The 26,707-nt window shown below is 54.9% G+C and carries 19 protein-coding genes and 1 riboswitch; all 19 genes read left to right on the top strand.

From position 1 onward, the window contains the following. Window positions 1-439 precede the first annotated feature (439 nt). The 19 genes from NSU18_RS14505 (at window position 440) to NSU18_RS14415 (ending at window position 26,590) form a co-directional block, all read left to right on the top strand. Complete coding sequence (locus tag NSU18_RS14505; RefSeq protein WP_341149348.1) at window positions 440-1,222, top strand: YveK family protein; 783 nt, start codon at window positions 440-442, stop codon at window positions 1,220-1,222. Continuing rightward, on the top strand, window positions 1,206-1,847 hold the full coding sequence (locus NSU18_RS14500) for a CpsD/CapB family tyrosine-protein kinase (protein ID WP_341018899.1): 642 nt from the start codon (window positions 1,206-1,208) through the stop codon (window positions 1,845-1,847). The genes NSU18_RS14505 and NSU18_RS14500 overlap by 17 nt, the downstream gene beginning before the upstream one ends. A 46-nt stretch (window positions 1,848-1,893) precedes the next feature. Next, on the top strand, window positions 1,894-2,784 hold the full coding sequence (galU, locus tag NSU18_RS14495; protein WP_341018900.1) for a UTP--glucose-1-phosphate uridylyltransferase GalU: 891 nt from the start codon (window positions 1,894-1,896) through the stop codon (window positions 2,782-2,784). A gap of 80 nt (window positions 2,785-2,864) precedes the next feature. Further along, complete coding sequence (locus NSU18_RS14490; RefSeq protein ID WP_341149347.1) at window positions 2,865-3,557, top strand: sugar transferase; 693 nt, start codon at window positions 2,865-2,867, stop codon at window positions 3,555-3,557. A gap of 18 nt (window positions 3,558-3,575) precedes the next feature. After that, complete coding sequence (locus NSU18_RS14485; protein WP_341149346.1) at window positions 3,576-4,517, top strand: glycosyltransferase; 942 nt, start codon at window positions 3,576-3,578, stop codon at window positions 4,515-4,517. A gap of 14 nt (window positions 4,518-4,531) precedes the next feature. Then, window positions 4,532-5,878, top strand: a complete 1,347-nt coding sequence (locus tag NSU18_RS14480; RefSeq protein WP_341149345.1) for an O-antigen ligase family protein — start codon at window positions 4,532-4,534, stop codon at window positions 5,876-5,878. After that, a complete protein-coding gene (locus tag NSU18_RS14475; RefSeq protein WP_341018906.1) occupies window positions 5,875-6,648 on the top strand; it encodes a WecB/TagA/CpsF family glycosyltransferase in 774 nt (257 codons plus the stop codon). Before NSU18_RS14480 ends, NSU18_RS14475 begins: the two co-directional genes overlap by 4 nt. Window positions 6,649-6,749: 101 nt before the next feature. Next, window positions 6,750-8,177, top strand: coding sequence for an O-antigen ligase family protein (locus tag NSU18_RS14470; RefSeq protein ID WP_341151046.1), 1,428 nt, complete (start codon window positions 6,750-6,752; stop codon window positions 8,175-8,177). After that, window positions 8,143-9,522: an oligosaccharide flippase family protein gene (locus NSU18_RS14465; protein ID WP_341149344.1), complete on the top strand. Its 1,380-nt coding sequence runs from the start codon at window positions 8,143-8,145 to the stop codon at window positions 9,520-9,522. Before NSU18_RS14470 ends, NSU18_RS14465 begins: the two co-directional genes overlap by 35 nt. A 330-nt stretch (window positions 9,523-9,852) precedes the next feature. Further along, window positions 9,853-10,707, top strand: coding sequence for a glycosyltransferase family 2 protein (locus tag NSU18_RS14460; RefSeq protein WP_341018907.1), 855 nt, complete (start codon window positions 9,853-9,855; stop codon window positions 10,705-10,707). Continuing rightward, entirely contained in the window at window positions 10,694-11,884 is a 1,191-nt protein-coding gene (locus NSU18_RS14455) for a glycosyltransferase family 4 protein (protein WP_341018908.1), read from the top strand. Before NSU18_RS14460 ends, NSU18_RS14455 begins: the two co-directional genes overlap by 14 nt. Further along, on the top strand, window positions 11,881-13,020 hold the full coding sequence (locus tag NSU18_RS14450) for a glycosyltransferase family 4 protein (RefSeq protein ID WP_341018910.1): 1,140 nt from the start codon (window positions 11,881-11,883) through the stop codon (window positions 13,018-13,020). Before NSU18_RS14455 ends, NSU18_RS14450 begins: the two co-directional genes overlap by 4 nt. A gap of 101 nt (window positions 13,021-13,121) precedes the next feature. Then, window positions 13,122-14,222 carry a glycosyltransferase gene (locus NSU18_RS14445; RefSeq protein WP_036693619.1) on the top strand — a complete coding sequence of 367 codons (1,101 nt, stop codon included), beginning with the start codon at window positions 13,122-13,124 and terminating at the stop codon, window positions 14,220-14,222. 4 nt (window positions 14,223-14,226) lie between these two features. Further along, window positions 14,227-15,567: a UDP-glucose dehydrogenase family protein gene (locus NSU18_RS14440; protein WP_341018912.1), complete on the top strand. Its 1,341-nt coding sequence runs from the start codon at window positions 14,227-14,229 to the stop codon at window positions 15,565-15,567. A gap of 928 nt (window positions 15,568-16,495) precedes the next feature. After that, window positions 16,496-17,869: a sugar phosphate nucleotidyltransferase gene (locus tag NSU18_RS14435; protein ID WP_341018915.1), complete on the top strand. Its 1,374-nt coding sequence runs from the start codon at window positions 16,496-16,498 to the stop codon at window positions 17,867-17,869. 138 nt (window positions 17,870-18,007) lie between these two features. Continuing rightward, window positions 18,008-18,088, top strand: a riboswitch (cyclic di-GMP riboswitch). 14 nt (window positions 18,089-18,102) lie between these two features. Further along, window positions 18,103-20,505: a PA14 domain-containing protein gene (locus NSU18_RS14430; RefSeq protein ID WP_341149343.1), complete on the top strand. Its 2,403-nt coding sequence runs from the start codon at window positions 18,103-18,105 to the stop codon at window positions 20,503-20,505. A 194-nt stretch (window positions 20,506-20,699) separates the two neighbouring features. Beyond that, window positions 20,700-22,220 carry a glycosyl hydrolase gene (locus NSU18_RS14425; RefSeq protein ID WP_341018917.1) on the top strand — a complete coding sequence of 507 codons (1,521 nt, stop codon included), beginning with the start codon at window positions 20,700-20,702 and terminating at the stop codon, window positions 22,218-22,220. 76 nt (window positions 22,221-22,296) lie between these two features. After that, a complete protein-coding gene (locus NSU18_RS14420; protein WP_445321805.1) occupies window positions 22,297-24,981 on the top strand; it encodes a discoidin domain-containing protein in 2,685 nt (894 codons plus the stop codon). Window positions 24,982-25,111: 130 nt separating this feature from the next. Then, a complete protein-coding gene (locus NSU18_RS14415) occupies window positions 25,112-26,590 on the top strand; it encodes a potassium/proton antiporter (RefSeq protein WP_341149342.1) in 1,479 nt (492 codons plus the stop codon). The last annotated feature ends 117 nt before the right edge of the window (window positions 26,591-26,707 follow it).

Genomic DNA, 26,707 nt, shown 5'->3' with positions numbered 1-26,707 from the left:
AGGGGGAGATTACCAGTGCGGCCCAAATGTATGCGGAAAACAGCATACATTGGACTCGCAAGCGGGCCCGCGACCCAAATGTATGCAGAAAACAGCATACATTGGACTCGCAAGCGGGCCCGCGACCCAAATGTATGCGGAAAACAGCATACATTGTGCTCGCAAGCGGGCCCGCGACCCAAATGTATGCGGAAAACAGCATACATTAGGCAGCCACGAGCGGCTGATGCGAAGATTCCCCAACATCCATCTCCCAATTAGGTGATATTGCATCACCGGGGGTGTGAGCTTTTTACAGACATATGGTACTAAAGTATACCATCCACCCCCTCTGGCGGACCAAACGCAGTCACTCGAAAGTGAAGTGTAAAGTGATGCTAGGGGGCATGTGATAAATCCTGCGCATTGTTAGAATAAAAGCAAGACATCTGAAACTTTCATGATTGCTTTCAAAACGAACACAAGCGGAAGGAGGGTTACTGTGGAAAAGACGATTTTGGATTACATTAACCTGATAAAGAAAAAATTATGGTTAATCATGGTATTTGTACTTATCTCCTGCGCCACCACCTTCTACGTCAGTAAAAACTTCGTTGCGCCCGTCTACTCCGCCTCTGGACAGCTACTGGTCAACAACGTTGTGAATGTCCCCGAGAGCAATAATCTCAACGCACTGAACTTCAGTCTTAACCTCATCGAGAGCTATAAGGAAATCATGAAGTCGCCAACCATTATGAAGAGTGTGATCGCGGAGCATCCCGAGTTCGGTCTGACGGCGGGCCAGCTGGCTGCCAAGCTGCAGATCAAATCCTCGGAGAAAAGCCAGGTGATTAATCTGACTGTGGAGGATAAGGATTACGGCACCGCAGCTACGATTGTAAACGCGGTTTCGCAGACCTTCATCCGCAGCCTGCCGGCACTGATGAACCTGGATAATGTAACTTTCCTGACTCCGGCTGATCCTGCAGCCCAGCCTCTGCCGGTCAACGGCGGGGTGACCATGAATATTCTGATTAGCTTCGTGGTGTCACTGATGGCAGCGGTCGGGATTATCCTGCTGATGGAGACGCTGAACGGTACGCTGAGAAACGAGAAGGAAGCGGAATTCGAGCTTGGCCTTCCGGTCATTGCCAGTATTCCGGCCATCCGCAAACGCGATTTCGGCACCACGGATAAAGATAAGGCAAGAGTAGGGGAGGGCAAATATGTTACGGCTGAATAGAAGTCTAATCGCGGATATGAACCCGTCATCGCATGTGTCCGAATCCTTCCGCTCGCTGCGCACGTATATCCGCCAGCTCGGCTTGCTGAAGGGACCAGGCGGTCAGGTGCTGCTCTTCACTTCAGCAGAGGGCGGCGAAGGCAAGACCACCATTCTCTCCAATCTGGCCGTATCCTTCGTACAGGACGGCAAGAAAGTGGCAGTGGTGGATTGTAACCTGCGGAAGCCCGGCCTGCATAGTGTCTTCGATGTGGAAGGCAGCCAGGGGCTGGCAGCTTACTTAAGCGGCTACGAGGAAGCAAAGGACGTTCTGGTATACGGCAGCTTGGCGAATCTGGCAGTCATCCCTGCCGGAGTGAGTACGGTCAGTCCGCCGGATCTGCTCGGCAGCGAGAGAATGACCGGGCTACTTAGGGAGCTGAAGGCCAGCTTCGATCTCATTCTGCTGGATTCCCCGCAGGCGGTCGATTACAGCGATGCACGGATTCTGGCCCCGCTCTCGGATGGAGTGGTTATTGTCGCCAGACACGGCCGGACGAAGCGTGAAGCTCTCCGCAAGCTGAAGGGTCTCATGGAACAGACAGGTGTAAGGATTCTCGGAATAGCAATGAACCAGACCAAGTAGAACACGACAGCGGCAATGTGAACGAAACTATTGGGAGGTATGTGTGATGAAAAAGGTAAAAAAGGTAATTATCCCGGCGGCCGGGTTAGGCACACGTTTCCTTCCGGCAACCAAGGCAATGCCCAAGGAAATGCTGCCTATTATCAACAAACCGACGATCCAGTATATCGTGGAGGAGGCCATTGCCTCCGGGATCGAAGACATCATCATTGTAACCGGTAAGGGCAAGCGGGCGATCGAGGATCATTTCGACAACGCCTTTGAGCTTGAATCCCGGCTGCTGGAGGACGGTAAGCTGGAACTGCTCAAAGAGGTGCAGCGGTCCTCCAAGGTGGAAATTCACTACATCCGGCAAAAGGAACCCAAGGGTCTCGGCCACGCCGTATGGTGTGCCAGACGGTTCATCGGCGATGAGCCGTTCGGCGTGATGCTCGGCGATGATATTGTAACCGGACAGGTCCCTTGCCTGAAGCAGCTGATCGACCAGTATGAGGAGACTCAGAACTCGGTGATCGGGGTACAGGTCATCCCGGATGAATTCACGAACCGCTACGGGATTATTGAGCCGGATCTGCAGGACGGGAAGCTCTACCGGGTGAACAACTTCGTGGAGAAGCCGGCACTTGGCACGGCACCTTCCAATCTGGCGATCATGGGCCGTTATGTATTTACCCCTAAGATCTTCAAGTATCTTGATCTTCAGGAGAAGGGTGCAGGCGGCGAGATTCAGCTGACGGATGCCATTCAGAAGCTGAACCAGAGCGAACGTGTCTACGCTTATAACTTTGACGGTACGAGATATGATGTCGGCGAGCGGCTCGGTTATATTTTGACCACACTGGAATTTGCCTTAGAGAGCGAAGATCTGCGTTATCAGGTCATGGATGCTATGGCGGAATGGCTGAATAAAGCGGGACAGACCACGATCAGCAGCTAAAGACAGTTCCCCGAGAGTGAGCGATACAAGCCGGAGTCAAGAAGTAAGACTGCATAAACCTTTACGAGAAATGAGGAGAGATGAGCATGCAAAAACTGCCGGAAGACTATGAGGCCGTCCTGCCGAAACTTTACATGCTGCATTCGGGTGAAGAAAGCAAGGGAATGGAATCCTATCTGGTCATGAAGCGGATCATCGACATCTTGTTCTCTGCCTTGGGGCTGCTGTTCCTGCTTCCGCTCTTCGCAGTGGTGGCTGTCCTGATTAAGCTGGAAGATCCGAAGGGCAAGGTGTTCTTCCGCCAAAATCGGGTCGGCAAGGACGAGAAGCTGTTCCCCATGTACAAGTTCAGATCCATGGTCTCTAATGCCGAGGAGCTGAAGGAGAGTCTCGTGGCCTATAACGAAGTAAGCGGCGCGATGTTCAAGATCAAGAATGATCCCCGCATTACCCGGATTGGAAGATTCCTGCGCAAGACCAGTATTGATGAACTGCCGCAGCTCTGGAACGTGCTGATGGGGCATATGAGTCTGGTGGGTCCCCGTCCTCCGCTCGTTGAAGAGGTGGAGCAGTATACGGAATACGACAAGCAGCGGCTGATGGTAACCCCCGGCTGCACCGGCTACTGGCAGGTGAATGCCAGAAACAGCGTCGGCTTCGACGAGATGGTTCAGCTGGATCTCACGTATATCCACATGCGCAGCACGATGCTCGATCTGAAGATTATCGTCAAGACGGGCCTGATGCTGCTCGGTTCCAAGAATGCTTATTAAAAATATGGAAATTAGGTGATGCCGATGTTCGTACACGGAGCTGTACCTGAGATTTCCATTATCATATGCACCTATAACCGGTCGGCGCTGCTGGTCAAGACTCTTCATTCGCTGCTGCCGCTGGAGAATTTGCACCAGGCCGAAATCATCGTCGTGGATAACCAGTCCACGGATGATACGGCGGCCGCCATTAAGGGGTTCATCGAGACCTATGGTGCCGATATGGATATCCGTTATCTGCTGGAGCCGGTTCAAGGGCTGTCTGCAGCCCGGAACACAGGAATTCTGGCTTCCAAATCGCAGCTCATCGCCTTCCTGGACGATGATGCGATCCCTTGCCGGACCTGGATTACAACCATTGTGAACACCTTCGCGGATAAGCCGGAGGTGATGGCGATGGGCGGCAAGATTGCTCCGATCTTCGAGAGCAAGCGTCCGGATTGGCTGATCAAGCCGTTCGAGCTTCCGTATACGATTGTCGATCTGGGGAACCGGATCAAGGAGTATCCGAAGCGGCTTCACCCTTGCGGTGCCAATATGGCGATGCGCAAGCCGGTGTTCGATATCAGCCTGTTCCCGCTGGAGCTGGGCCGCAAGGGCGATTCGCTGCTCTCGGGTGAAGAGACCTGGCTGTTCAGCCAGCTGCAGCAGGAAGGACATTCGATCCTCTATCATCCCGAGATGGCCGTGGATCATTTCGTTCCGGCGAACCGGCTGACGGAGGACTGGATCATGAAGCGGTATTACAGCCAAGGCATATCGAACGCTATGAAGAGTGAAGGGATGAAAGGGCATCTGCTGCTCTTGGGCAAGACAGGCGCTAAAGTGATTTACATCCTGGCAGATTCAATTCTATCCCGCAGTAAGGGAAGGAAGCTGCTGAATAAATGCCGGCTGGAGAGTATTCGCGGAACTCTCCATATGATTTGGAGCCGGAAGAGGGAATCCGCAGCGGGGTGAGGGGAGGACGCGCGATGACCAATTTTGAGTGGGGCACCAAAATCAATAGTCTGCCATACGGAATGCTCTATCTCGTAACTGCACTGTTCCTCGGAACAGCCGTCATCTTCCAGCCGGTCATCGCAGTAGCGGCCGTATTCTTCATTCTGCTGCTGGTTGCCTCCCTGTCACGCCCTGAGCTGATCAGCTATTTCGTTCTGCTGACCACGGCGGTCTCGATTAACTTCTTGTACAGCGGGAGTATGTTCGGTATTGAGATCCTGTCGCTCTACAAGCTGGTGATTCTGATGCTGCTGGTGCCGTGTATCCTGGTGAATGGCCTCAGGTTCAAGCTCAGCCCTCCCTTATGGGCGATGCTGGCCCTGATTCTGCTCACCTTCAGCTTCTCCATCTGGCTGCCGGAGATGAGCACATCGATTGCGGTCAAAGCCTTCATCGGACTGTCACTGCCCTTCGTGCTTCTGCTGATCAACTGGAAGAAGGAGGTTGCCGGGAAGCAGATCCGGATCATTACCCTGCTGCCGCTGGTCAGCATGCTGATAGGCGTGGTGCTGCAGGCTGCGAATATACATTCACTGGTAGCCGTGGAGTTCACAGGTGCGGTTCGGGTGCAGGGGGCCAATATTCCGCCTCACCTGGCGATGCTGGCCTTCATGGGAGTAGCAATCGCGTTCATCGAGATCAAGCGCAGTCCGCAGTATATCCGGTTCAATTACATCATGCTGGGGCTGAATTTCTTCATTCTGGTGATCACAGGCACGCGCGGGCCGATTCTCGCCCTGGTGCTGATGGTGCTCTATTACTTCTATGATATCTCCCGCGCTTTTCTGAAGGGGAAGAAGAAGTATCTGATCCCGCTGCTGTGCTCGCTGCTGGTCATCACCGCGGCGGTATATATGCAGCTCGACAACCTCAAGAAGCGCTCCTTCGAACGGACGACCGAGACGGGAATTGACCTGTCGGGGCGGGCGGAGGCCTGGGAGTACTTCCTGAACAAGGCGTCAGATTCGCCGCTTGCGGGACGGGGGCTTGGAGCCGTAACGGTGGCGAATGACGGAACGCTCTACGGAGGGTTCGTGGTTCCGCATAACGAATATATCCGCTTTTATTACGATGGGGGATATGTTGGTGCCATCCTGCTGCTGCTGTCCTTGCTCGCTGTGTTTATTATGGTATACAGAGTTCTTTTGCCGGCGGTCAAACCTTATTTCCTGCTCTTTATTGCAGCATTTCTGATCTATTCTTTCACGGATAACACGCTGTCGACGGTCCAATTCATCATTCCGTTCTGTTGGTACCTGAACTGCCTGTACCGATCTTCACAGCTGGCCGATTCCCCACAAAAAGAAGTGATACGATGAACCAAGTGAACATGTTCGATGTCAATTTCGATAACTATGACTTCATGGACCTGCTGGATTATATCGACAGAACCATTCAGGAGCGGAACCAGTCCTACATCCTGACCTGCAATGTCGATCATGTGATCAAGCTGCGCAAGGACAAAGAGTTCCGGGAAGTGTACTCTGAAGCAGGTGCCGTAGTCGCGGACGGGATGCCGATCATCTGGGCTTCCAAAATGCTCGGCAAACCGCTGAAGCAAAAGGTGTCCGGCGCGGACCTGTTCAGCCGCCTGGGCAATGCGTTCGAGCAAAGGCAATACCGGTTATTCTTCCTCGGTGCCGCCGAGGGAGTGGCGGAGCAGGCTACGAAGAATCTGAAGGCCGCCTTCCCGGGCATTAACGTAGTGGGCTGTTACTCGCCTTCCTACGGCTTCGAGCACAACGAAGAAGAGAACCGGCATATTATCCAGATGCTGACCGAGAGCCAGCCCGATATCGTGTTCGTAGGGGTAGGCGCACCGAAGCAGGAGAAGTGGATCTACCGTCACTATACCTCCTACCAGGCGCCGGTCTCCATCGGGGTGGGTGCAACCTTCGACTTCCTGTCCGGCTCAGTGAAGCGGGCACCGGATTTCATGCAGAGAACCGGCATGGAGTGGCTCTGGAGACTTAGTCAGGAGCCGGGCCGGTTATGGAAAAGATACCTTGTCGACGATGCCCAGTTCCTGGTGCTCCTGCTCAAAGAGCTGCGCAAACGGGGCAAGGTGAAGAACAGCAGTACAGATTGAAGAACGCGGCGAAAGACGGGAGGCAGGGAATGAAGATGCTAAGCAGAGATGAGAATAATCTGAATCTTCCATCGGCACAAGCCGTGAAGTCGGCTGTACTGATGACCTTGATCTGTGCTGCGGCGCTGGCCCTGCCGCTGGCGATCGGCTTTGCCAGTGCGAACCTGAGCGCGTCGAATAGCCTGCAAGGCATCATTCTGGCAGGCATCCTTTTTCCGGCCTTGCTGCTCTCCCTGCTGAATCCGCGGATGCTCATTCCGTACACGCTGCTGATCTGGGCGGTTGCCCCGGAGCTGCGGCGGATTGCAGACTGGTACGAAGGCGTGTATCACTCCGTTTCCCTGCTTAGTCTGGCCCCGCTGCTGACCGGAGCGACCTTAGCCATTCCGGTGCTGCGGGAAATTCACCGGATTCGCAAGTCCTCCACCCGGATCATGCTGTTGTTCTCCGTCGCCCTGGCCTACGGCACATTGATCGGTCTGGCGAAGAACGGCATCGGCTCGGTATACGATCTGGCGAATTACATCGTACCGCTGCTGCTGATTCCCTTCTTCGCGGTCACGCCGTTTAAGCCGAAGGATATCGACCGGCTGCTGTACGCTTTTGCCAACATTGCCGTGCTGGTTGCGGTCTACGGGATCGTGCAGTATCTGACTGTTCCTCCCTGGGACGCCTTCTGGATGCGGAATGCCGATATGATGTCCATCGGGACTCCCTATCCGCTGGAGATCCGGGTCTTCTCGACCCTGAACTCTCCGGGTCCGGCAGCAACCTTCCTGGTCTTCGCTCTGGTGCCGATGATTCTGGAGAAAAGATGGCAGGGGACCCTGCGCTGGCTCGGTGTTCTGCTCGTAGTGGTCTGCCTGCTGACTACGCTCGTCCGGTCTGCATGGCTGGTCCTGCTGGTGATGCTGCTGGTCTACATCGCTTCCTCTCCCTCCAAGGGTAAATGGAAGACGCTGCTCCAGCTCGCCTTCGTGGCAGCCGCGCTGTTCTGGATCGTTCCGAAGCTTCCGGGAGCAGAGGGGCTGGTGGCCCGGATGGAGACCCTGACCTCCGTACAGGAGGATCATTCCTACAATGAACGCCTCAGCCTCTGGACCAACATGCTGCCGATGGTGGCAGGCAATCCGGTAGGGCAGGGGATCGGCAGTGTAGGCCAGGGCACCAAGCTTGGCAACGGCGGAGAGCTGGGGGAATACGGCAATATGGATAACGGCTTCATCGCGCTGCTGCTGACCTTCGGCGTACTGGGCGCATTGTTCTTCTTCGGGGCACTCGGCGCGGTCATCAAGGAGATCGGCGCCAGAGTCACCCGCAGGAATGAACTTCAGCCCTACGCCAGACTGGCGCTGGCGGCGTGGATGGGAGCTGTAGCCAGCCTGATATCGGATAATGGCTTTCCCGGTCTTAAGGGGTATCTGATCTGGATGCTGATCGGACTTGGCCTCAGCGCGAGGGAGCTCACTCAAAGCAGAAAGAAGGGACTACCGCATGCAGCAGTCAAGCGCCAAATCACTACCCGCTAACCGGGTATGGTCCACCTTCCGCAGGTTCACGAAGAGTAAGGACAATAGCTCGGCTGCTGTCAAAACGATGTTCGTCAGCGTGCTGATCCTGCTGGTCAATATGCTGACCGGCGTACTGACTGCCCGTTATCTCGGCCCGTCAGGCCGGGGGGAGCAGACAGCGATGGTGAACTGGTCGCAGTTCCTGGCCTTCAGCATGAGCTTCGGCATTCCCTCGGCGCTGATCTACAACGCCAAGAAGAATCCGCAGGAAGCCGGGGTGCTGTACCGGATGGCCCTGCTGATCGGCCTGACGTTCGGAACCATCGCCATGACGGTCGGAATACTGGTGCTGCCTTATTGGCTGGGGTCCTTCAGTCATGAGGTAGTGGTCTTCGCCCAGTGGTCGATGATTCTCTGCCCGCTGATTGTGGTGTCGCAGATCAATAACGCGGCCTTCCAGTTCAGAGGAGATTACAAGACCTTCAACTGGATGCGGTACCTGGTGCCGCTGCTGACACTGGGAGCCATCGGGATTCTGATCCTGACCGGCTATATGAATCCTTATACAACCGCACTGGCTTATCTGGTGCCATCGGTTCCGCTGTTCATCTGGATGACCTTCCTGCTGCTGCGGACCTACAAGGTTAAGCTCCGGGATTCCTATCTTAATTTCAAAAGATTGTTTACCTACGGTCTGGGCTCCTACGGGAATGACCTGCTTGGACAATTCTCAGTATACATAGACCAGATCATCATTGCCGGATTACTGAGACCGGCAGATCTGGGGCTCTATGCGGTAGCGGTCAGCCTGTCGCGTATGGTGAACTTCTTCGCGAATTCAATCACGGTGGTGCTCTTCCCGAAAGCCTCCGAGATGTCGAAGGACGAAGCGGTTGCCCTTACCTTCAAGGCTTTCCGGATCAGTACTACCTGTACTTTGCTAGGCGCAGTGTTCCTGATGCTGGTAGCGCCCTTTGTCATCCCGCTGCTCTACGGCAAGGATTTCAATACCGCGCTTACCGTGTTCCGCCTGCTGCTGCTGGAAGTGACCATCAGCGGCGGGACGCTGATTCTGGCTCAGGTGTTCATGGCGCTGGGCAAGCCGAAGTTCGTATCCATCCTGCAGGGGGTCGGCCTGATCCTGGTGATTCCGCTGCTCTTCCTGCTGGTGCCGAAGTTCGGATTGTTCGGAGCCGGGGTGGCGATGCTCTCATCAGCCGTGCTGCGGTTCCTGTTCATTATTCTCAATATCAGGTACAACCTGAAGGTCAAGCTTCCGCGGCTGCTCATTAACGCCCAGGACCTTCAGTGGATGAAGACGACGATGAATTCGTATATTCGCAAGAAACCTATGGATGTGTAGGCAGTTAAGGGTTTTGATTCAAGCGTTTAGAGTAAGACTCAAATGGCTTGTAGCTGGTTTAGCGAGCCGAGAACACGAGGCGAGCCCTTATCTGCTTAAAAAACTATGGGATGGTGTTGGAGAAGCGGAGGGGAAGTTTGGAGCTGTAGGAACGAAGTGTCCGCCTGAAAGCTTTTCGAAGAAAAGCTCGCATCGGAAGCATAAGCAGTTCTCTGATTTCACCCGCTAACAGCGGTCCAATCAAGGAAATCAGAGAACAACAGCGGCCAGAAGCCCAAACATTCCCCGCAGCGACGACACACACCAGACCATATAAGGAGGATACCTATCATGGATTCAGTAACAAGCGTGCTTGGCGGTCGGGGCAGCTACCCTGTCTCGGCGGTCATCATTGCCCAGGACGATGAAGTTCGGATATCCAAAGCGATTCAGTCCTGCCGGTTATTCGCCGATGAGGTGGTCGTAATCGACGGAGGAAGCAAAGACGGGACCGTAGGGCTATCCGAGAGCCTGGGATGCCGGGTGTATGTCAACCCCTGGCCCGGATATGCGAAGCAAAGGGAATTCGGAGTGGAACGTGCCATCCATGATTGGGTCTTCCTGATTGATACCGATGAAGTGGTCAGCGAGGAGCTGGCCCGGGATATCCTGGAGCGCAAGCCGGGACTGACCGATGCTACGGTGGCATTCTCGCTGTACCGGATTGGCGACTTCCTCGGCAAATGGCTGGATAAAGGCGAATACCTGGTGCGGCTGTATAACCGCAAGGAATACGGTATCCGCAACTCTCTGGTGCATGAGATGCCCGAGGTGTCCGAGGAACGGACGGTGAAGCTGAACGGAACGCTGTGGCATCAAGGCTTCCGCAGCATCAACGACCATGTCGCCCGGTTCAACAAATACACCGATCTGGAAGCAGAGAGTGCGTTCGCCAGCGGCAAGCCGTTCAAGCTGAGCCACCTGCTCCTGCGTCCGCCCGCACGGTTCCTGCAGAAGTACTTCCTGCATGGCCTGTTCAAGAAAGGCATCTCGGGCTTCGCGGTATCCGTCTTCTGGGTGATGTATGAATTCATGGTCGGCTTCAAGCATTACGAATTGCACAGCGCAGGCAGGCTGGCCCGGCATAACGAAGCGGGTCAGGCCGAGAAGGAGAACAAGGGGGAGAGAAGCTATGTCGTACAATGACGGACTCAACATTATGACGACCGGCCTCAGCTGGCCCTCATTACAGCCCGGAGGACTGAACACCTATTTCAAATCCGTGTGTGAACAGCTCTCCTCACGGAACCGGGTGCATGCCCTGATTTGCAGCCAAGAAACGCCGGAGACGCCGAAGGAACTGATCATCCACAATGCCGGTGATCCGAAGGAGACCATCTGGAAGCGCAAGGATGCCTTCCAGCGCAAGGCGGCCTCCCTGATGGGGGACGGCAGCGGGCGGATCGATATCCTCTACACCCACTTCGCCCCTTACGGCATCGGGCCTGCAATTGAAGCGAAGAAGCGGGGGATTCCGGTCATCATGACCTTCCACGGCCCGTGGAACGAAGAGATGAAGATTGAAGGTCAAGGCATCAAGCATAAGGTCAAAACAACGATTGCCAAGTCGATAGAACATAAGGCTTACAAGCTGGCGGACAAATTCATCGTCCTCAGCGATTACTTCCGTAACATGCTGCACGAACTGCACGGTGTACCGCTGCACAAGATTACCGTCATTCCGGGAGCGGCGAATGTCGAGCGGTTCACCCCCGCTCCGAACCGGCTGGCGATCCGCCGGACCCTGAATCTGCCGGAAGGCGCGACCACCGTCCTGACGGTCCGCCGGCTGATGAACCGGATGGGGCTGCTGCAGCTGCTGGAAGCCTGGAAGCAGGTGGCGGAGAGGTTCCCGAACGCGATTCTGCTGATCGGGGGCAAGGGCCCGCTGCGCGGGGAGCTGGAAGAGCGGATCGCCGATTACGGATTGGGCAACAAAGTCCGCCTGCTCGGCTACATTCCCGATCATGAGCTGGCCTCCTATTATCAGGCAGCGGATATGTTCGTTGTTCCTTCCCAGGCGCTGGAAGGCTTCGGCCTGATTACCGTTGAGGCTTTGGCCTCGGGGCTGCCGGTGATGGCTACGCCGGTCGGCGGCAACAAGGAGATCCTCCAGGGCTTCCGGCCGGAGCTGCTGTTCAAGAGTGCAGCCAGCGAGGATATGGCGGAGGGCATGATTCATATGCTGAGCAACCGCAAGCTGCTGCCGGGCCGGGACGAGTGCCGGAATCATGTGCTGGAGAAGTACACCTGGCAGCATGTGGGCGACAAGATTGAATCTTTATTCCTCGAAACCTTGGGAAAGGGTGTGAGCGTAGGATGATCAAAGTCGCTTATATCGACCACACCGCCAAATGGAGCGGGGGCGAAGTCGCCCTGTTCAACATCCTCACCAACATCGGTGAGCAGATTGAGCCGCTGGTGATCCTGGCGGAGGAAGGCACGCTTGCGGAACGTCTGCGGGAGAAGGGCATCGATGTCCGCATTATCCCGCTGGATGAGAGCATCCGCAGCCGCGGCCGTAATGCCGTGAACCTCGGGGCTCCGGCGGCTGCGATGAAGCTGCTGGCCTATGGCCGCAAGCTGGCTCCGCTGCTGAAGGAGGAGAAGGTGGATTGTGTGCATACCAATTCCCTGAAATCGGCCTTCTACGGAGCTGTTGCTGCCAAAAAAGCAGGCGTGCCGCTGATCTGGCACATCCGGGACCACATCGGGGCGCCTTATCTGAAACCGGTTGTCGCCAAGGCGATCCGGCTGCTGTCACGCCTGCTGCCGAACGGGGTCATTGCCAATTCCCACTCCACGCTGAATGCGCTGGAGCTGCCGCGCTCGAAGAAGACGCTGGTCGTCTACTCAGCCTTCGCCAAGGCGATCGGCGAAGGAATCGGCCGGCGGGAGCGGAAGGACTTTAACGTCCTGCTGGTCGGGCGGCTCGCCCACTGGAAAGGCCAGCATATTGTGCTGGAAGCGGCTAAGGCCTTCAAGCAGGACAGCCGCGTGAAATTCTGGCTGGCCGGTGACGCCCTGTTCGGGGAGGAAGAATACAAACAGGAATTAATTCAGCAGATGCAGCGGGATGGCATCACCAATGTCAGCCTGCTGGGTCATGTGGATGATATACAAGGACTCATGAACCAAGCGGATTTACTGATCCATACGTCGATCACTCCTGAGCCGTTCGGCCAGGTCATCGTCGAAGGCATGGCGGCCGGACTGCCGGTGATTGCCTCTAATGAAGGCGGACCGGTAGAGATCGTAGTTCCTGGTGAGACAGGACTGCTGATCCAGCCCGGAGATGCCTCTGTACTTGCAGACTCCATCACCTGGATGCTGAACCATCCCGAAGAGCGTAGACGGATGGCAGACAATGGAATGAGACGGGTGAAAGAGCATTTTGTCATCGAGAACACGGTCAAGGACATCGTCGCTTACTACAAAGGTCTGCTGGCAGTCACCTGACCTTCCCGCTCCATAATGCTTAAGGCTTGCATCACATCTGTCTCTAACCATGCGTTCACTGCTTGATGATGCTGCTCCATAAAACTTTGAGGATGATTCACATGAAAATTGCGATAGCGCACGATTATTTAATCCAGATGGGCGGGGCGGAACGGGTGGTGGAGGTGTTTCATCACATGTACCCGGAGGCTCCGATCTTCACAACGGTTTTTAACGGAAGCCGCCTGACCGATAACCTCAAAGATGCCGATATCCGGGCCTCCTGGCTGCAGAAGATTCCGGGAGTGAAGCGTAATTTCAAAGGGGTGCTCCCGCTCTACCCCATGGCAGTCCGCGATTTGGACTTCAGCGGGTATGATATCGTTCTTAGCTCCAGCAGTGCATTTATGAAAAGCATCCAGGTGCCCGAATCCACCTTCCATCTGTGCTACTGTCATACGCCGATGCGCTTCGCCTGGGACTATGACACGTACATGGAGCGGCAATCGAATTCTGGGTTGTTCAAAAGACTGCTTAAGGTGTATATGCAGCGGCTCAAGAACTGGGATCAGCGCACCTCCAAAAATGTGAACCAGTTCGTCGCCAACTCCTCCGTCGTGAAGACGCGGATTCAGAACTATTACCACCGGGATTCCGATGTGATTTTCCCGCCGATCAATACGGCCCGCTTCACCAGCTCCCCGAGCATTGGAGATTATTATCTGATTGTCTCGCGGCTGGTCTCCTACAAGCGGATCGATCTGGCGGTGGAGGCGTTCAACCGTAACGGTCTGAAGCTGTATATTGTCGGGGACGGACCGGACCGCAAGCGTCTGGAAGGCATGGCCAAGGGAAATGTATCGTTTCTGGGCCGGCTGGAGGATGAGGAAGTCACAGGGCTGATGTCCCAGTGCCGGGCGTTTGTTTTCCCGGGGGAAGAGGATTTCGGCATCACGCCGCTGGAGGCGAATGCTGCTGGAAGACCGGTTATCGCCTATCAGGCCGGGGGAGCGCTGGACACGATTATTCCATACGTTAACGGCGTATTTTTCCAGCACCAGGAAGTTGATGATTTGCTTAAGGCCATTGATGAGGTGGAGTCCTATGCGTGGGATATCGACCAGATTATGGGCCATGCACGCAAATTCGATGAGCAGGCGTTTATGGTTCAGTTCAAGCAGTATGTGGAACAGGCCTACGTCAATTTCCTAAAAGGAGGATGAAAGTATGAAACTCGCAGTGATTGGTACCGGCTATGTAGGACTTGTATCAGGCGTATGCTTTACCCTAAATGGAAATCATGTCATCTGTGTGGATAAGGATGAGGAGAAAATCACTAAGCTGAACCGGATGGAATCTCCCATCTATGAGCCGGGCATTGAGGCCCTGATCGAGATGAATCTGCGCGAGGGCCGGCTGAGCTTCTCGTCCGATCTTCAGGAGTCGGTCCGCCGCTCGGATATCGTCATTCTTGCCGTGGGTACACCGTCCCTGCCGGGCGGCGAAGCCGACCTCAGATATATCGAAGGAGCGGCTGCCGAGATTGCGCAGGCGATGGAGGGCTATAAGATTATTATGACCAAGTCGACTGTCCCCGTTGGCACCAATGAGCGTATCCGCCAGCTGATCTCCTCCCTCACGAATCATCCCTTCGATATCGTCTCTGCGCCTGAATTCCTCCGTGAAGGCTCTGCCATCCGCGACACGCTTCATCCCGACCGGATCGTGATCGGACTCGACAATCCTGAACTGGAGCCGACCATGCGCGAGCTGCATAAGGGCTTCACAGAGAATGTATTCGTCACGGATATCCGCAGCGCCGAGATGATCAAATATGCCTCGAATGCTTTTCTGGCGACGAAGATTTCCTTCATTAATGAGATTGCCAACATTTGCGAAAAGGTAGGAGCGGATGTCACCGAAGTCGCAGGCGGCATGGGGATGGACCAGAGAATCGGTTCGACCTTCCTGCAAGCCGGTATCGGCTATGGCGGCTCCTGCTTCCCGAAAGACACCAATGCGCTGATCCAGATTGCCGGTAACGTGGATTATGAGTTCAAGCTGCTCAAATCCGTCGTTGAAGTCAATAAAGGCCAGCGCTTCATGATTATCTCCAAGCTCCATGAATCGCTGGGCAGCCTGCGCGGTGCGGTTATCGGCATCTGGGGGCTTGCCTTCAAGCCCAATACCGATGATGTCCGCGAGGCCCCGGCCCGTGAGATCGTCGAGGCGCTGGTCGCCGAGGGCGCCATTGTGAAGCTGTACGATCCCATCGCTGCGGATAACTTCCGCAAGGAATACGATCATCCGCAGCTCCGCTGGTGCGGACTGGCGGAGGAGGCGGCCGAGGGCAGCGATGCCGTCTGCCTGCTGACCGACTGGAGCCAGTTCAAGGAGATCAACCTGCACGCGCTTGCGGGAACCATGCGCCGCCAGGTGCTGATCGACGGCCGCAACGTCTATACCAAAGAGCAGATCGAGGGCACCGGCCTTGAGTACATCTCCGTCGGCCGCCCGCAGATGGGCGGGCTTAGCGGATTCTCCGCCAGCGTGGCTGGCGCGGTGTAGCTGGCGATCCACTTGAAGGCGTTACGCCGGAAGTAGGCTGCGCGGCGAAATGAAGGGGATAAATCCCCTTGAATGGGCCGAAAGTGGGCCGCGCGGCGAAATGAAGGGGATAAATCCCCTTGAATGGGCCGAAAGTGGGCCGCGCGGCAAAATGAAGGGGATAAATCCCCTTGAATGGGCCGAAAGTGGGCTGCGCGGAGAAATGAAGGGGATAAATCCCCTTGAATGGGCCGAAAGTGGGCCGCGCGGCGAAATGAAAGGGATAAATCCCTTTGAATGTGCCTAAAGTGGGCTACGCGGTGAAATGAGAGGGATAAATCCCTCTGAAGGTGCTTAAAGTTGGCTGGATGTGGAAATGAGGAGCACAAGTGCCCCTGATTTCTCGGATTCGAGCCAATTGGAGCAACTGAGCAGCATTTGTGTCCCGTACTTAAACTAACCAGCTTCTGCCGCCGCAAATTTGTGCGGCAAGCCCTTGGAACAAGAGTCTTGATTCCCGGTTTTGAATTCCGGTCTTGGAATTCTTGCTTTCTCTAGCCGCTAGGTCAGCGGCGACGCCTTGGAACAAGCGGCAGCCCGCTCCTATTGCCGCTACAACAAGCCGGCAATACCCGGATCTTTAGCCGGGAGCTTCGCCTGCGGGCGAAGCGGTTATGAAATCACAAGCCTGTTATGAAATGGAGCGGAGAGGAATTTTGGAGCTGTAGGAGCGTAGCGTCCGCCTAAAAGCTTTCCGCAGGAAAGCTCGCTTCGGAAGCATATGCTGTATTTGGATTTCTACCGCGAGGAGCGGTTTTAATCAGGAAATCCAAATTGGGCAGGGGCCGTAAGCCCAAAATTCCTTGCAGCGACCCTCATAACAGGCGGGGTTTTAACTTACAACCGCAATAAGAAATACCCAATAACAATACGATATGGAGGGTTCACTATGAAACTAGTACTTCTATCAGGCGGCTCAGGCAAGCGGCTCTGGCCGTTGTCCAATGATTCACGCTCCAAGCAATTTCTGAAGGTACTGGCAAGTCCGGCAGGTGAACCGGAATCAATGGTACAACGGGTATGGAGACAGCTGGAGGAGAATGGCATGGCCGGGTCCTCTTATCTGGCGACCGGACGCAGCCAGGTGGAGATGATCCAGAGCCAGCTCGGCAGCGGGGTGCCGATCATCGTGGAGCCGGAGCGGCGGGATACCTTCCCGGCCATTGCGCTGACGGCGGCCTATCTGTATTCCATCGCGGGAGTTTCCCCAAGCGAGACCGTGGCGATTCTGCCGGTGGACCCATACGTGGAATCCTCCTTTTTCGAAACGGTGCTGCAACTGGAGAACACTATGCTGGTGAGCGGAGCGAACCTGGCGCTGATGGGCGTAGTGCCCGAGCATGCTTCGGAGAAATACGGCTACATTATTCCAACGGGCGCAGATGCGGGAGCGAATGGTTATCTGCAGGTCAGCCACTTCCAGGAGAAGCCGGACCGTGTGCAGGCCGAGGAGCTGATCAGCCAGGGCGCGCTCTGGAACTGCGGGGTGTTCGCCTTCCGCCTGGGTTACCTGCTGGATATTCTGCAGCGCAAAGGGCTGCCGCTGAATTACGAGGAGCTGCAGAAGCAGTATAAGCTGCTGTCTTCCATCAGCTTCGATTATGAAGTGGTGGAGAAAGAGGAGAACATCGTCGTGCAGCCGTACGCAGGATTCTGGAAGGACCTGGGTACCTGGAACACCCTGACCGAGGAAATGACCAGCAACCATGTCGGCAAGGGCTTCGTAACGGCAGACTCCGAGGGCACCTCGCTCATTAACGAGCTGGATATTCCGATTACCGTGATCGGGGCGAAGGATCTGATTATCGCCGCCAGCCCGGACGGCATTCTGGTGACACACAAGACCGAGAGTCCGCGGATCAAGGAAGTGCTGAAGACCTTTGAACAAAGACCGATGTACGAGGAACGCCGCTGGGGCCACTACAAGGTGATCGACTATGTGAAATATGACGAGGGCAACGAGGTGCTGACCAAGCGGATTTTCATCAATGAGGGTAAGAATATCAGCTATCAGCTGCATCACAAACGCAGTGAAATCTGGACCTTCGTCAGCGGGGAAGCCAGCATAGTCATCAATGAGAAGATGCATACGGTGAAGGCGGGAGATGTGGTGCGGATACCGGAAGGGACCAAGCATGCCATTCTGGCTCTTACCGATGTGGAGTTCATTGAGGTGCAGACCGGGTCTGAGCTGGTAGAGGAAGACAACATCCGTATTACTCTGGACTGGGAGGATATAGCGCTACATCAGTTCATTTCGTAGGTCTAACTTATCTATTTAACCAATTGTTACAAAATCAAAACAGGTACTCGGAACTATTTATTCGGAGAAATTCGCGTTTGCTCTACAAAAAAATTGCATAAAGACGATAATTTACGGTAAGAGGGATTGATCCTTCCAAAACGACAAAGGCAAACCTGATCGAAAGACAGGGACGCAAAGCTATAGGGCCTTCGCAAGAGTGGCAGCCTGGCTACCGAAAGGAAGAGAATATTGTGAAAACTTACCGTAAGTCTCGTTTGCTCTGCGCTGTGCTGTCGCTGGCCGTGGTATGGTCTGCTGTACCTGTGGGACTGGGAATCGCCCCTTCCACCGTCAAGGCTGCCCCTTCTGAAGGAGCGCCGGTGAACCCTAACGCCTCAGCCGAGGCGGTCAAGCTGCTGAACAATCTGTATGAAATCTCGGGAAATGGAATCATTACAGGCCAGCATGACTATTTCGAGAGTCCGGATGAGCTGAGCAACAAGCTGAAGGGAACAAGCGGACAATACGCAGCACTGCATGGTTATGAGCTTGGAGCAATCGGTGGGCAGAGTGAGAGCGGAGTAGCTGCACAACGCAAAAATATCGTCTGGAGTGCGACGAACTGGTCCAGAGCAGGCGGCATTGTCGCTATGACCTTCCACCAGAATCTGCCGGGCACCAAGTACGAATGGTCCAATGTGCAGAAGTCAATCACCCAGGCGCAATTTAACAAATACGTAACCCCCGGAACACCAGAGTATAATGCGCTGATCACCGATCTGGATAAAGTAGCTGTCTCTCTGAAAAGCCTGCGGGATGCTAAGGTTCCGATCCTCTGGAGACCTTACCATGAAATGAACGGCGGCTGGTTCTGGTGGGGGAAGAAAGATAATTTTGCAGCATTGTGGAATATTATGTATGACCGGTTCGTGAACGTTCATCAGTTAAATAATCTGCTCTGGGTATGGAACCCGAATGCGCCGAATGCAAACTCCGATCCCTATCCACGGACTTATCCGGGTGCGGACAGAGTGGATGTGCTGGCGGCGGATATATACAATAATGACTACTTGAATAAATACCATGATGATCTGACCAGCCTGGCTGGCGGCAAGCCGATAGGCATCGGCGAGAACGGTGAAATGCCAAATATCTCGAAGCTGAAGCTGACCCAGCAGAATTATGTGTTTATGATGAACTGGGGCAAGATGCTCTACGAGAATAACAGCACAGCTACGATCAAGAATTTCATGAATGACAGCTACACACTGACCCGTGACCAATATAAGGCCTGGTCTGCTCCGGCGGCGGCTCCTAAGCCAACCGCAACGCCGACACCAACACCAACCGTAACACCGACACCAACTGCAACACCAACGCCGACGCCAACTGCAACGCCGACACCAACACCAACCGTAACACCGACGCCAACTGCAACGCCGACACCAACACCAACCGTAACACCGACGCCAACTGCAACGCCTACCGCAACACCTACCGTTGCGCCGAAGCCGGTCCCAACTCCCGGTGATACGGAGGGTAAGCCTGCCCAGAATGGCTTGCTTGGAGAATACTTCAAGAACATGACGCTCTCGGGGACACCGGTTATGGTCCGTAACGATGATGTCATCAGCTTCAATTGGCGTCAGGGTACCCCTAATGCCGCACTTGGAGTAGATTACTTCTCGATCCGCTGGACCGGCCAGATTAAGCCCGCTTACAGTGAGACTTATCAGTTCTATACTACATCGGATGACGGTATCCGCTTGTGGGTGAACGGCACAGCCGTCATTGACAGCTGGGTCAAGCAGAGCGGAACGGCCCGCACAGGAAGCATAGCCTTGACTGCCGGGCAACTGTACGACATCAAGGTAGAGTATTACGAGAATGCAGGCGATGCGAATGTTCATCTGATGTGGCAGAGTCCCAGCCAGGTGAAGGGAACCGTACCTGCAAGTGCGCTTTTCTCCAGGGCAGGCAACACATCCATACCTGCTCCGGCTGCAACCGCAGTACCGACCACGGTACCAGCAGCGACAGCAGCACCAGCGCAGACAGCAACGCCGGCACCAGTAACGACACCAATGCCAGCACCAACACTGACGCCATTACCGGCACCGACACCAACGCCAACACCGGTGCCAACGCCGACAGCGGCTCCTGTTCCCGTTCCTACTCCTACAGCAACACCGGTGGATCTGCCGGTAGAAGTCCCTGCTGCTAATGGATTGTACGCGGAATACTTCAATAACATGACGCTTTCGGGCGAACCCGCTGTAGTGCGTACCGATGCTGTGCTTGATTTCAACTGGCGCCAGGGCTCGCCGGATGCCGCTATCGGCATAGACTTCTTCTCTGTCCGCTGGAGCGGGAAGATTAAGCCGCTGTACACGGAGACTTATCAGTTCTATACCCATTCCGATGACGGTATCCGCGTACGGGTGAACGGTGAGCTTGTGATTGACAGCTGGGTGAAGCAGAGCGGCACTGAACGCATGGGCAGCATCAGCCTGACCGCAGGCGAGCTGTATGATATCCAGGTAGAGTATTATGAGAATCAAGGGGATGCAAAAGCGCGGCTGATGTGGCAGAGTCCGAGCCAGGCCAAGGGTACCGTTCCGGCAAGCGCGCTGTTCCTCCCGTCCGCTTCCTAAGCTCATAAGGTCCGCAGCTGTGTTCATCATTGGCGCTGTTACTGGTTAAGACGTTACAATTATAAATCCTGTAAGCCACACTCTTAATGGCCCTGCTTACCAGCAGGGCTACTAAGCTATAGAAAGGCAGACAATCCGGGTGGTATAACCTCAGGGTTCTGCCGGAGAAGTGTGGCTGGAGAAAGGAGATTACATTGAACACTTACCGTAAGTACAGGCTATATACAACTATTTTCCCTCTAATCCTTATCCTTTCATTACTTCCATGGGGGGAAGGGCGCAGTCTGCCCGCAGCCGCCAAGGTTACGGCACCTGCCGCCCCCGCTCCCATAAAGCCCATTAATCCTTCGGCCTCCAAGGAGGCTTCCGCACTGTTAAGCTATCTCAGTGATCTTAGCGGCAAGGGGATGATCTCCGGCCAGCATGATTACCTGGAGAGCCCCGATGAATTCAATAATAAGCTCCGCACAACAAGCGGCCGCTATGCGGTTCTGCATGGCTATGAGCTGGGAGCTATAGGCAATCAATCCAAGGAGACCATTGCCAGACAGCGTCAGGCTGTCGTGGACAGTGCTATACGGTGGCATGAGGGTGGTGGCATTGTCGCCATGACCTTCCATCAGAATCTGCCGGGAACCGCGCCGGTATGGACCAATGTGCAGAAGCCGATTACCCAGAGTCAATTCAAGCTGTATATCACTCCCGGAACGCCGCAGTACAAAGCATTAGTTGCCGAGCTGGATGAAGTGGCCAAGTATCTGGGCGAGCTGCGCGATGCCGGAGTTCCGGTGCTATGGCGGCCCTATCATGAAATGAACGGCGGCTGGTTCTGGTGGGGGCAGAAGGATGACTTCGCGAAGCTCTGGGACCTGGTCTATGACCGCATGGTGAATAAGCATAAGCTGAACAATCTGCTGTGGGTGTGGAATCCAAATGCCGAGAACAAGTCGTCTGAGCCGTATGCCGCCTATTTTCCCGGCACCGCCAAGGTGGATATTCTGGCCGCCGATATTTATGACAATGATTTCAAGCAGTCCTATTATGATAGCCTCCTGAAGCTTGCGGACGGCAAACCGATCGGCATCGGGGAGAGCGGAGAGCTTCCAGACCCTGTCATCATGTCTCAAAAGCAAAGCAAATGGGTATATACGATGACATGGGGCAAGATGCTGGTTGAGAATAACCCGACTGTGAAAATTCAAAGCTTCATGAACCATAAATACACAGTATCGCGGGAGGATTACAAGCTGGCGGCGGGTGTCAAAACCCATGCGGCGGCTGTAAGCTCAAGGAACGGCCTGCGAGGCCAATATTATGGCAATATGGACCTGTCCGGCACACCGCTGCTTACCCGTAATGACAGCACCCTTCAATTCAACTGGCATGGCAATTCACCGGCCTCCGGCCTGCCCAAAGATGCATTCTCGGTACGCTGGACCGGGACCCTTAAGCCTCTCTACAGTGAAAAGTATACGTTCACCGCTTCTTCGGATGACGGCATCCGCGTATGGATCGGCGGCAAGCTCCTGATCGACAACTGGAAGAATCAGAGCAGCGCGGGTAAGGAGGGCAGCATCACCCTTTCCGTAAATACCCCTTACGCCATCAAGGTAGAGTATTATGAGAACCGCGGGGATGCCAGCGTCAGTCTGATGTGGAGAAGCCAGAGCCAGAAGCAGATGATTATCCCACAGAGTGCGCTGACGCTTCCTTAAGGAAGCCCCGCAGCAGAAGAAGCGTGACGTTATCCCGGTACAGCATAGAATTCCGGAAGAAAGCGAGGACAAGGGAATGAGGACTAGAGTTCAAAAGAAACCCGGTAAATATCTCCACAGGCTACTAAAATTCGCAGCATTGATCATCTTGATTCTGTTGTCCGTCTCTGTCTTCGGAGATTACGGGACGAAGGACGGTGAAGAGGATGTGGATCTGTCTTCATTGTCGGCGGCTAAGGATGCCGGTCCTGAGATGCCGGAAGGAACGGTTCTATGGCAGCTTGGCAAGCATGACGGCTCTGCCGATGAGTTCAAGGCGGCGGGGTCAAGCGGGGTGAAAAAGACGCTCAGCATAGCCTCAACCACTGCCAGGTCGGGAGAGCTGAAGTCACTGCCCTCCGGCCTGCACGGGGAGACCAACCCGGAGCTGCGGATTCAGTATGAGCTGGATAAGATCCCGGAGCACGGGGTCTTATTTCGCGTGAGCATTATCGATGCTTACAAGTCTGTACCCCAGATGAGCGTATTCTCCAACGGTCAACTCTCAGGCATCATTCAGATCGCCGGGATTGCCGGAACCGGCAGCAAATACGATTTCCGCAAAACCTATGAGCTGTACATTCCCAAAGAGCAGCTCATCAGCGGCACCAACGAGCTGACGCTGCGGACGGCCAGGGGAATCTATTCCTCAGAAGCTGAGGATAAGTACAACTGGTGGACATGGGATAATCTCAGTCTGGAGGCGCTCAAGTCTCCGGTTAAGGAGCCGATCCATGGCAGCTATACGCTGACCGGGACGGTGGTGAATAACAAGCAGTTTTATTTTGACGAGGGGGCGGTTACCCATCTGCCCTATATTATGAAGTGGCTGGGCGTAGCCTACAGCGGTAATATCATGCGTACCAGCTGTGCCAGTGATGTGGGCCGTTCCTGTGAGAAGATGGATGAGTACTACAAGGTCCTGAAGGATTACAATATGCAGGCCGTAGCGCTCTATCTGCATACAGGCGATATCAAGCTGAAGGCAGACGGCACGCTGCCCGAGGATGCCGAGAAGAAGCTGACGGATTATTTCCAGAAGTACAGTCCGTACTTCCAGTACTACGAGGTGGATAACGAACCGGGCCTGTTCAACCGTTCCAAAGCGGTCAATCTGGCCATAGCAGAGTGGCTGAACAGCAAGGGAAAGACAATTGCGCCGCATCTGCAGACGGTTGCACCCGGATGGGCCTACTGGCCGGGCTACAGCGAAGATTCGTGCGGCAACCAGAAGGGGCCGGTGAAGCAGTGCGGGGACCCGGACGGCTGGGAACGTGACCCGAAGCAGCGGGATGAGCTTGAGACGGTAACGGATCTGACGAATGGCCATTCTTATGGCGATTCCTATATTTTCGGTCAGGGCGGGAGCTTCACGGAGAACCTGAAGACCTTCGGGGGATCGGTAGACGGCCTTAGCAAAAAAATGCTCGCCACCGAGTTCGGCACCTCGGACTCTCATGTGGACGCGTATCAATACGGGGCCAAGGAGCGGACCTCGGCGGTGTTCGACCGGATTATGCGGGCACATATCGGCTATGCCGAGATGTTCGTGCAGCATGCCGCCTTCTTCAAGAATTTCAGCCTGTTCAAATACGGCTTCAATCTGGAGGATCATGATCCGGCGGCTACAGAGATCTACTACACCAAGGAAGGCGAAGAATCCCGTGTCAGTATCATGCGCAGGCTGGATCTGGCTTATGCCACACACGGCGCTCCGCTGACCTATCAGATCAGCAATAAGGAGGAGCTGAAGGATAAGCTGGTCTACGTAAGAGCCGTGGACACCTCCACGCTTGAGCCGCTCGCGGGCAGCAAGGCGACATCCAACAAGGTGCTGGTGAACTTCGTCAATTTCGAGCAGACCGAGCGGACCGTTAAGGTCAAGATCACTATGCCGAAAAAAACGGAGTACGAAGGAGAACGGTTCGGCAAGGGCGATACTTATGAGGAGGCCCGCAGCTATGTAACCGGCAGAGCCGCTTCGCCGGAGCTGGAATTCACGGAGACGCTGGCTCCGGGAGAAGGCGTGCAGTACATTCTGGAGCCTTCCTCCGAGGTGGCAGATACGGCGCCGCAGGGTCTGAAGGCAACTGCTGTCAAAGGATTATCTATGCATCTGAACTGGCTGGAAGCCCCCGGAGCAAGCTATGAAGTGCTCCGGGCGGACGGCCCGGACGAGAAGCTGAAGGTCATCGCTACAGCGGTGAAGGGAACGGAGTATAACGACAGCAAGCTGAAGGAAGGCACACTTTATACTTATGCTGTACGGGTGTCCGGCTCTGGCGTGATGTCAGAGAAGACACAGATTACAGCAACCGGACTTGTCCCGCTGGACCGGGCAGGCTGGAAGGTGACGTCCAGTGTGAGTAAGGAGGCATCCAATCCGGGAGGTGCCATTGACGGAGACCGGCGGACCCGCTGGGATACGGTCAAGCATCAGGCTTCGGGGGAGTACTTCCAGATTGATCTGGGCGCAGAACATACGGTAGAAGCTATAGATATGGATTATCCTTTATCACCCTATGACTATCCGCGCGGCTACATTGTGCAGGTATCGGATGATGCCAAGAGCTGGAGACAGGTTGCAGCGGGCAAAGGCGGGCTGGCGAAGACCAAGATTACGTTTGCCCCGGTCAAGACCCGGCATATTAAGATTACCCAGACAGGCTCCGGCGGCAACTATTGGTCCATTCAGGAGCTGCAGGTGTATTCAAGAGAATGAACGACGGCATAATAACCTCCGTGGAACTCAGCCCACCGGGGTTTTTTTCTGTCCTGGAATCATAAACATTACTATAAAATACATGGGGCTAAGGCGGATACCCGGCTCCGGGGAAGGTGTGAACCGGTTCATGACTCATCTTGCAGATCAAATCATTCTGCTGCTGGCGGCTTTACTGCTGATCGCCGTGCTCTCCACCAAATTCTCCACCCGTTTTGGCATGCCTGCTCTGGTCCTGTTTATTGCAGCCGGCATGGTGCTCAGCCATTTTATTTATTTCAACAATGCTTCGCTCACACAGATTGCCGGCATTTTTGCCCTGGTGGTGATTCTGTTTGAGGGCGGCATGCAGACGAGCATGAAGGATATTCGCCCGATTCTGAAGCCGGCATTGTCGCTGGCTACACTCGGAGTACTGCTGACTACCGTGATCGTTGGTATTTTTGCCAAATTTGTACTCGGTGTACCCTGGGCGGAGAGCTTCCTGTTCGGGGCCATTGTCGGCTCCACAGATGCGGCGGCGGTATTCTCCGTACTGGGCGGCAAAAATATCGATAAACGGCTAACCTCCACCCTTGAAGCCGAATCCGGCAGCAATGATCCAATGGCCGTATTCCTTACCGTGTCGCTGATTGAATGGGTACAGCACCCGGATACCGCAGTCTTGCGTCTGGTGCTGTCATTCTTCTGGGAGATGGGGGTAGGGCTGCTGGCCGGGATCATCATCGGCAAGCTGGCAGTTTATCTGATTAACCGGATTAATCTGGACTCCACCGGGCTGTATCCGGTCATGGCGGTCGGCTTCGCAGTTCTGACTTACGGGGTCTCGGCCATGGTACACAGCAGCGGGCTGCTTGCCGTCTATGTCATGGGGCTGGTGCTGGGGAATTCCGAGCTGATGTACCACCGCACCATTATGAACTTCAACCATGGCTTTGCCTGGATGATGCAGATTGCCATGTTCATTCTGCTCGGGATGCTGGTCTTCCCGCAGGAGCTGGCGGCTGTGGCCTGGCAGGGGCTGCTGCTGTCCGTCATCCTGATGGCCCTGGCAAGACCGCTTGGCGTATTCCTCAGCCTGCTTGTGTCGAGGTTCTCCTTCCGTGAAAAGCTACTGATCTCCTGGGCCGGGCTCCGGGGAGCCGTCCCGATTGTCCTGGCGACCTACCCGCTGCTCGCGGGGCTGCCGCATGGCAGGCTGTTCTTCAATGTCGTATTCTTCGTGGTCCTGACCTCGGCTGTGATTCAGGGAACAACCATTTCGCCCCTGGCCTCGCGGCTGAGGCTGGTGGGCCGGGAGCATGCATCCCAGCCTTCATTAATGGAGCTGGTCGCATTCGGGAAGACCGATTCTGAATTCAATCATATCGGAATCGACCGGCAGATGGCGATATGCGGCAGGCAGATTGCAGAGATCGGCCTGCCGGACGATATTCTGTTCACGGCCATTATACGGAACAAGACCATCGTGACGCCGCATGGCAGCACGGTGATTGAGCCTGGGGATACGGTATATGTGCTTAGCCCCAAGAGCAAGCGGGAGGAGATGCGCGCCATCTTCCGCAGCGGCCTGGGACGGGCGGCAGAGACGGATATCCCCACGGTGTAAGGGAGATCCTACGGAAGGATGTAAGCTTCTCTTCCGGTTCAAGTGATTTATGTCAATCCATGTGCATTTGCGTCAATTGTGATTCAAATTATAGGATAGGCTCCCGGAGGAATGCTA

This window comes from Paenibacillus sp. FSL H8-0048, from assembly GCF_038002825.1.
Lineage (GTDB): Bacteria > Bacillota > Bacilli > Paenibacillales > Paenibacillaceae > Paenibacillus_AQ.
The sequence above is the reverse complement of the archived record's forward strand: the minus strand, read 5'-3'. Positions and strand labels throughout refer to the sequence as shown.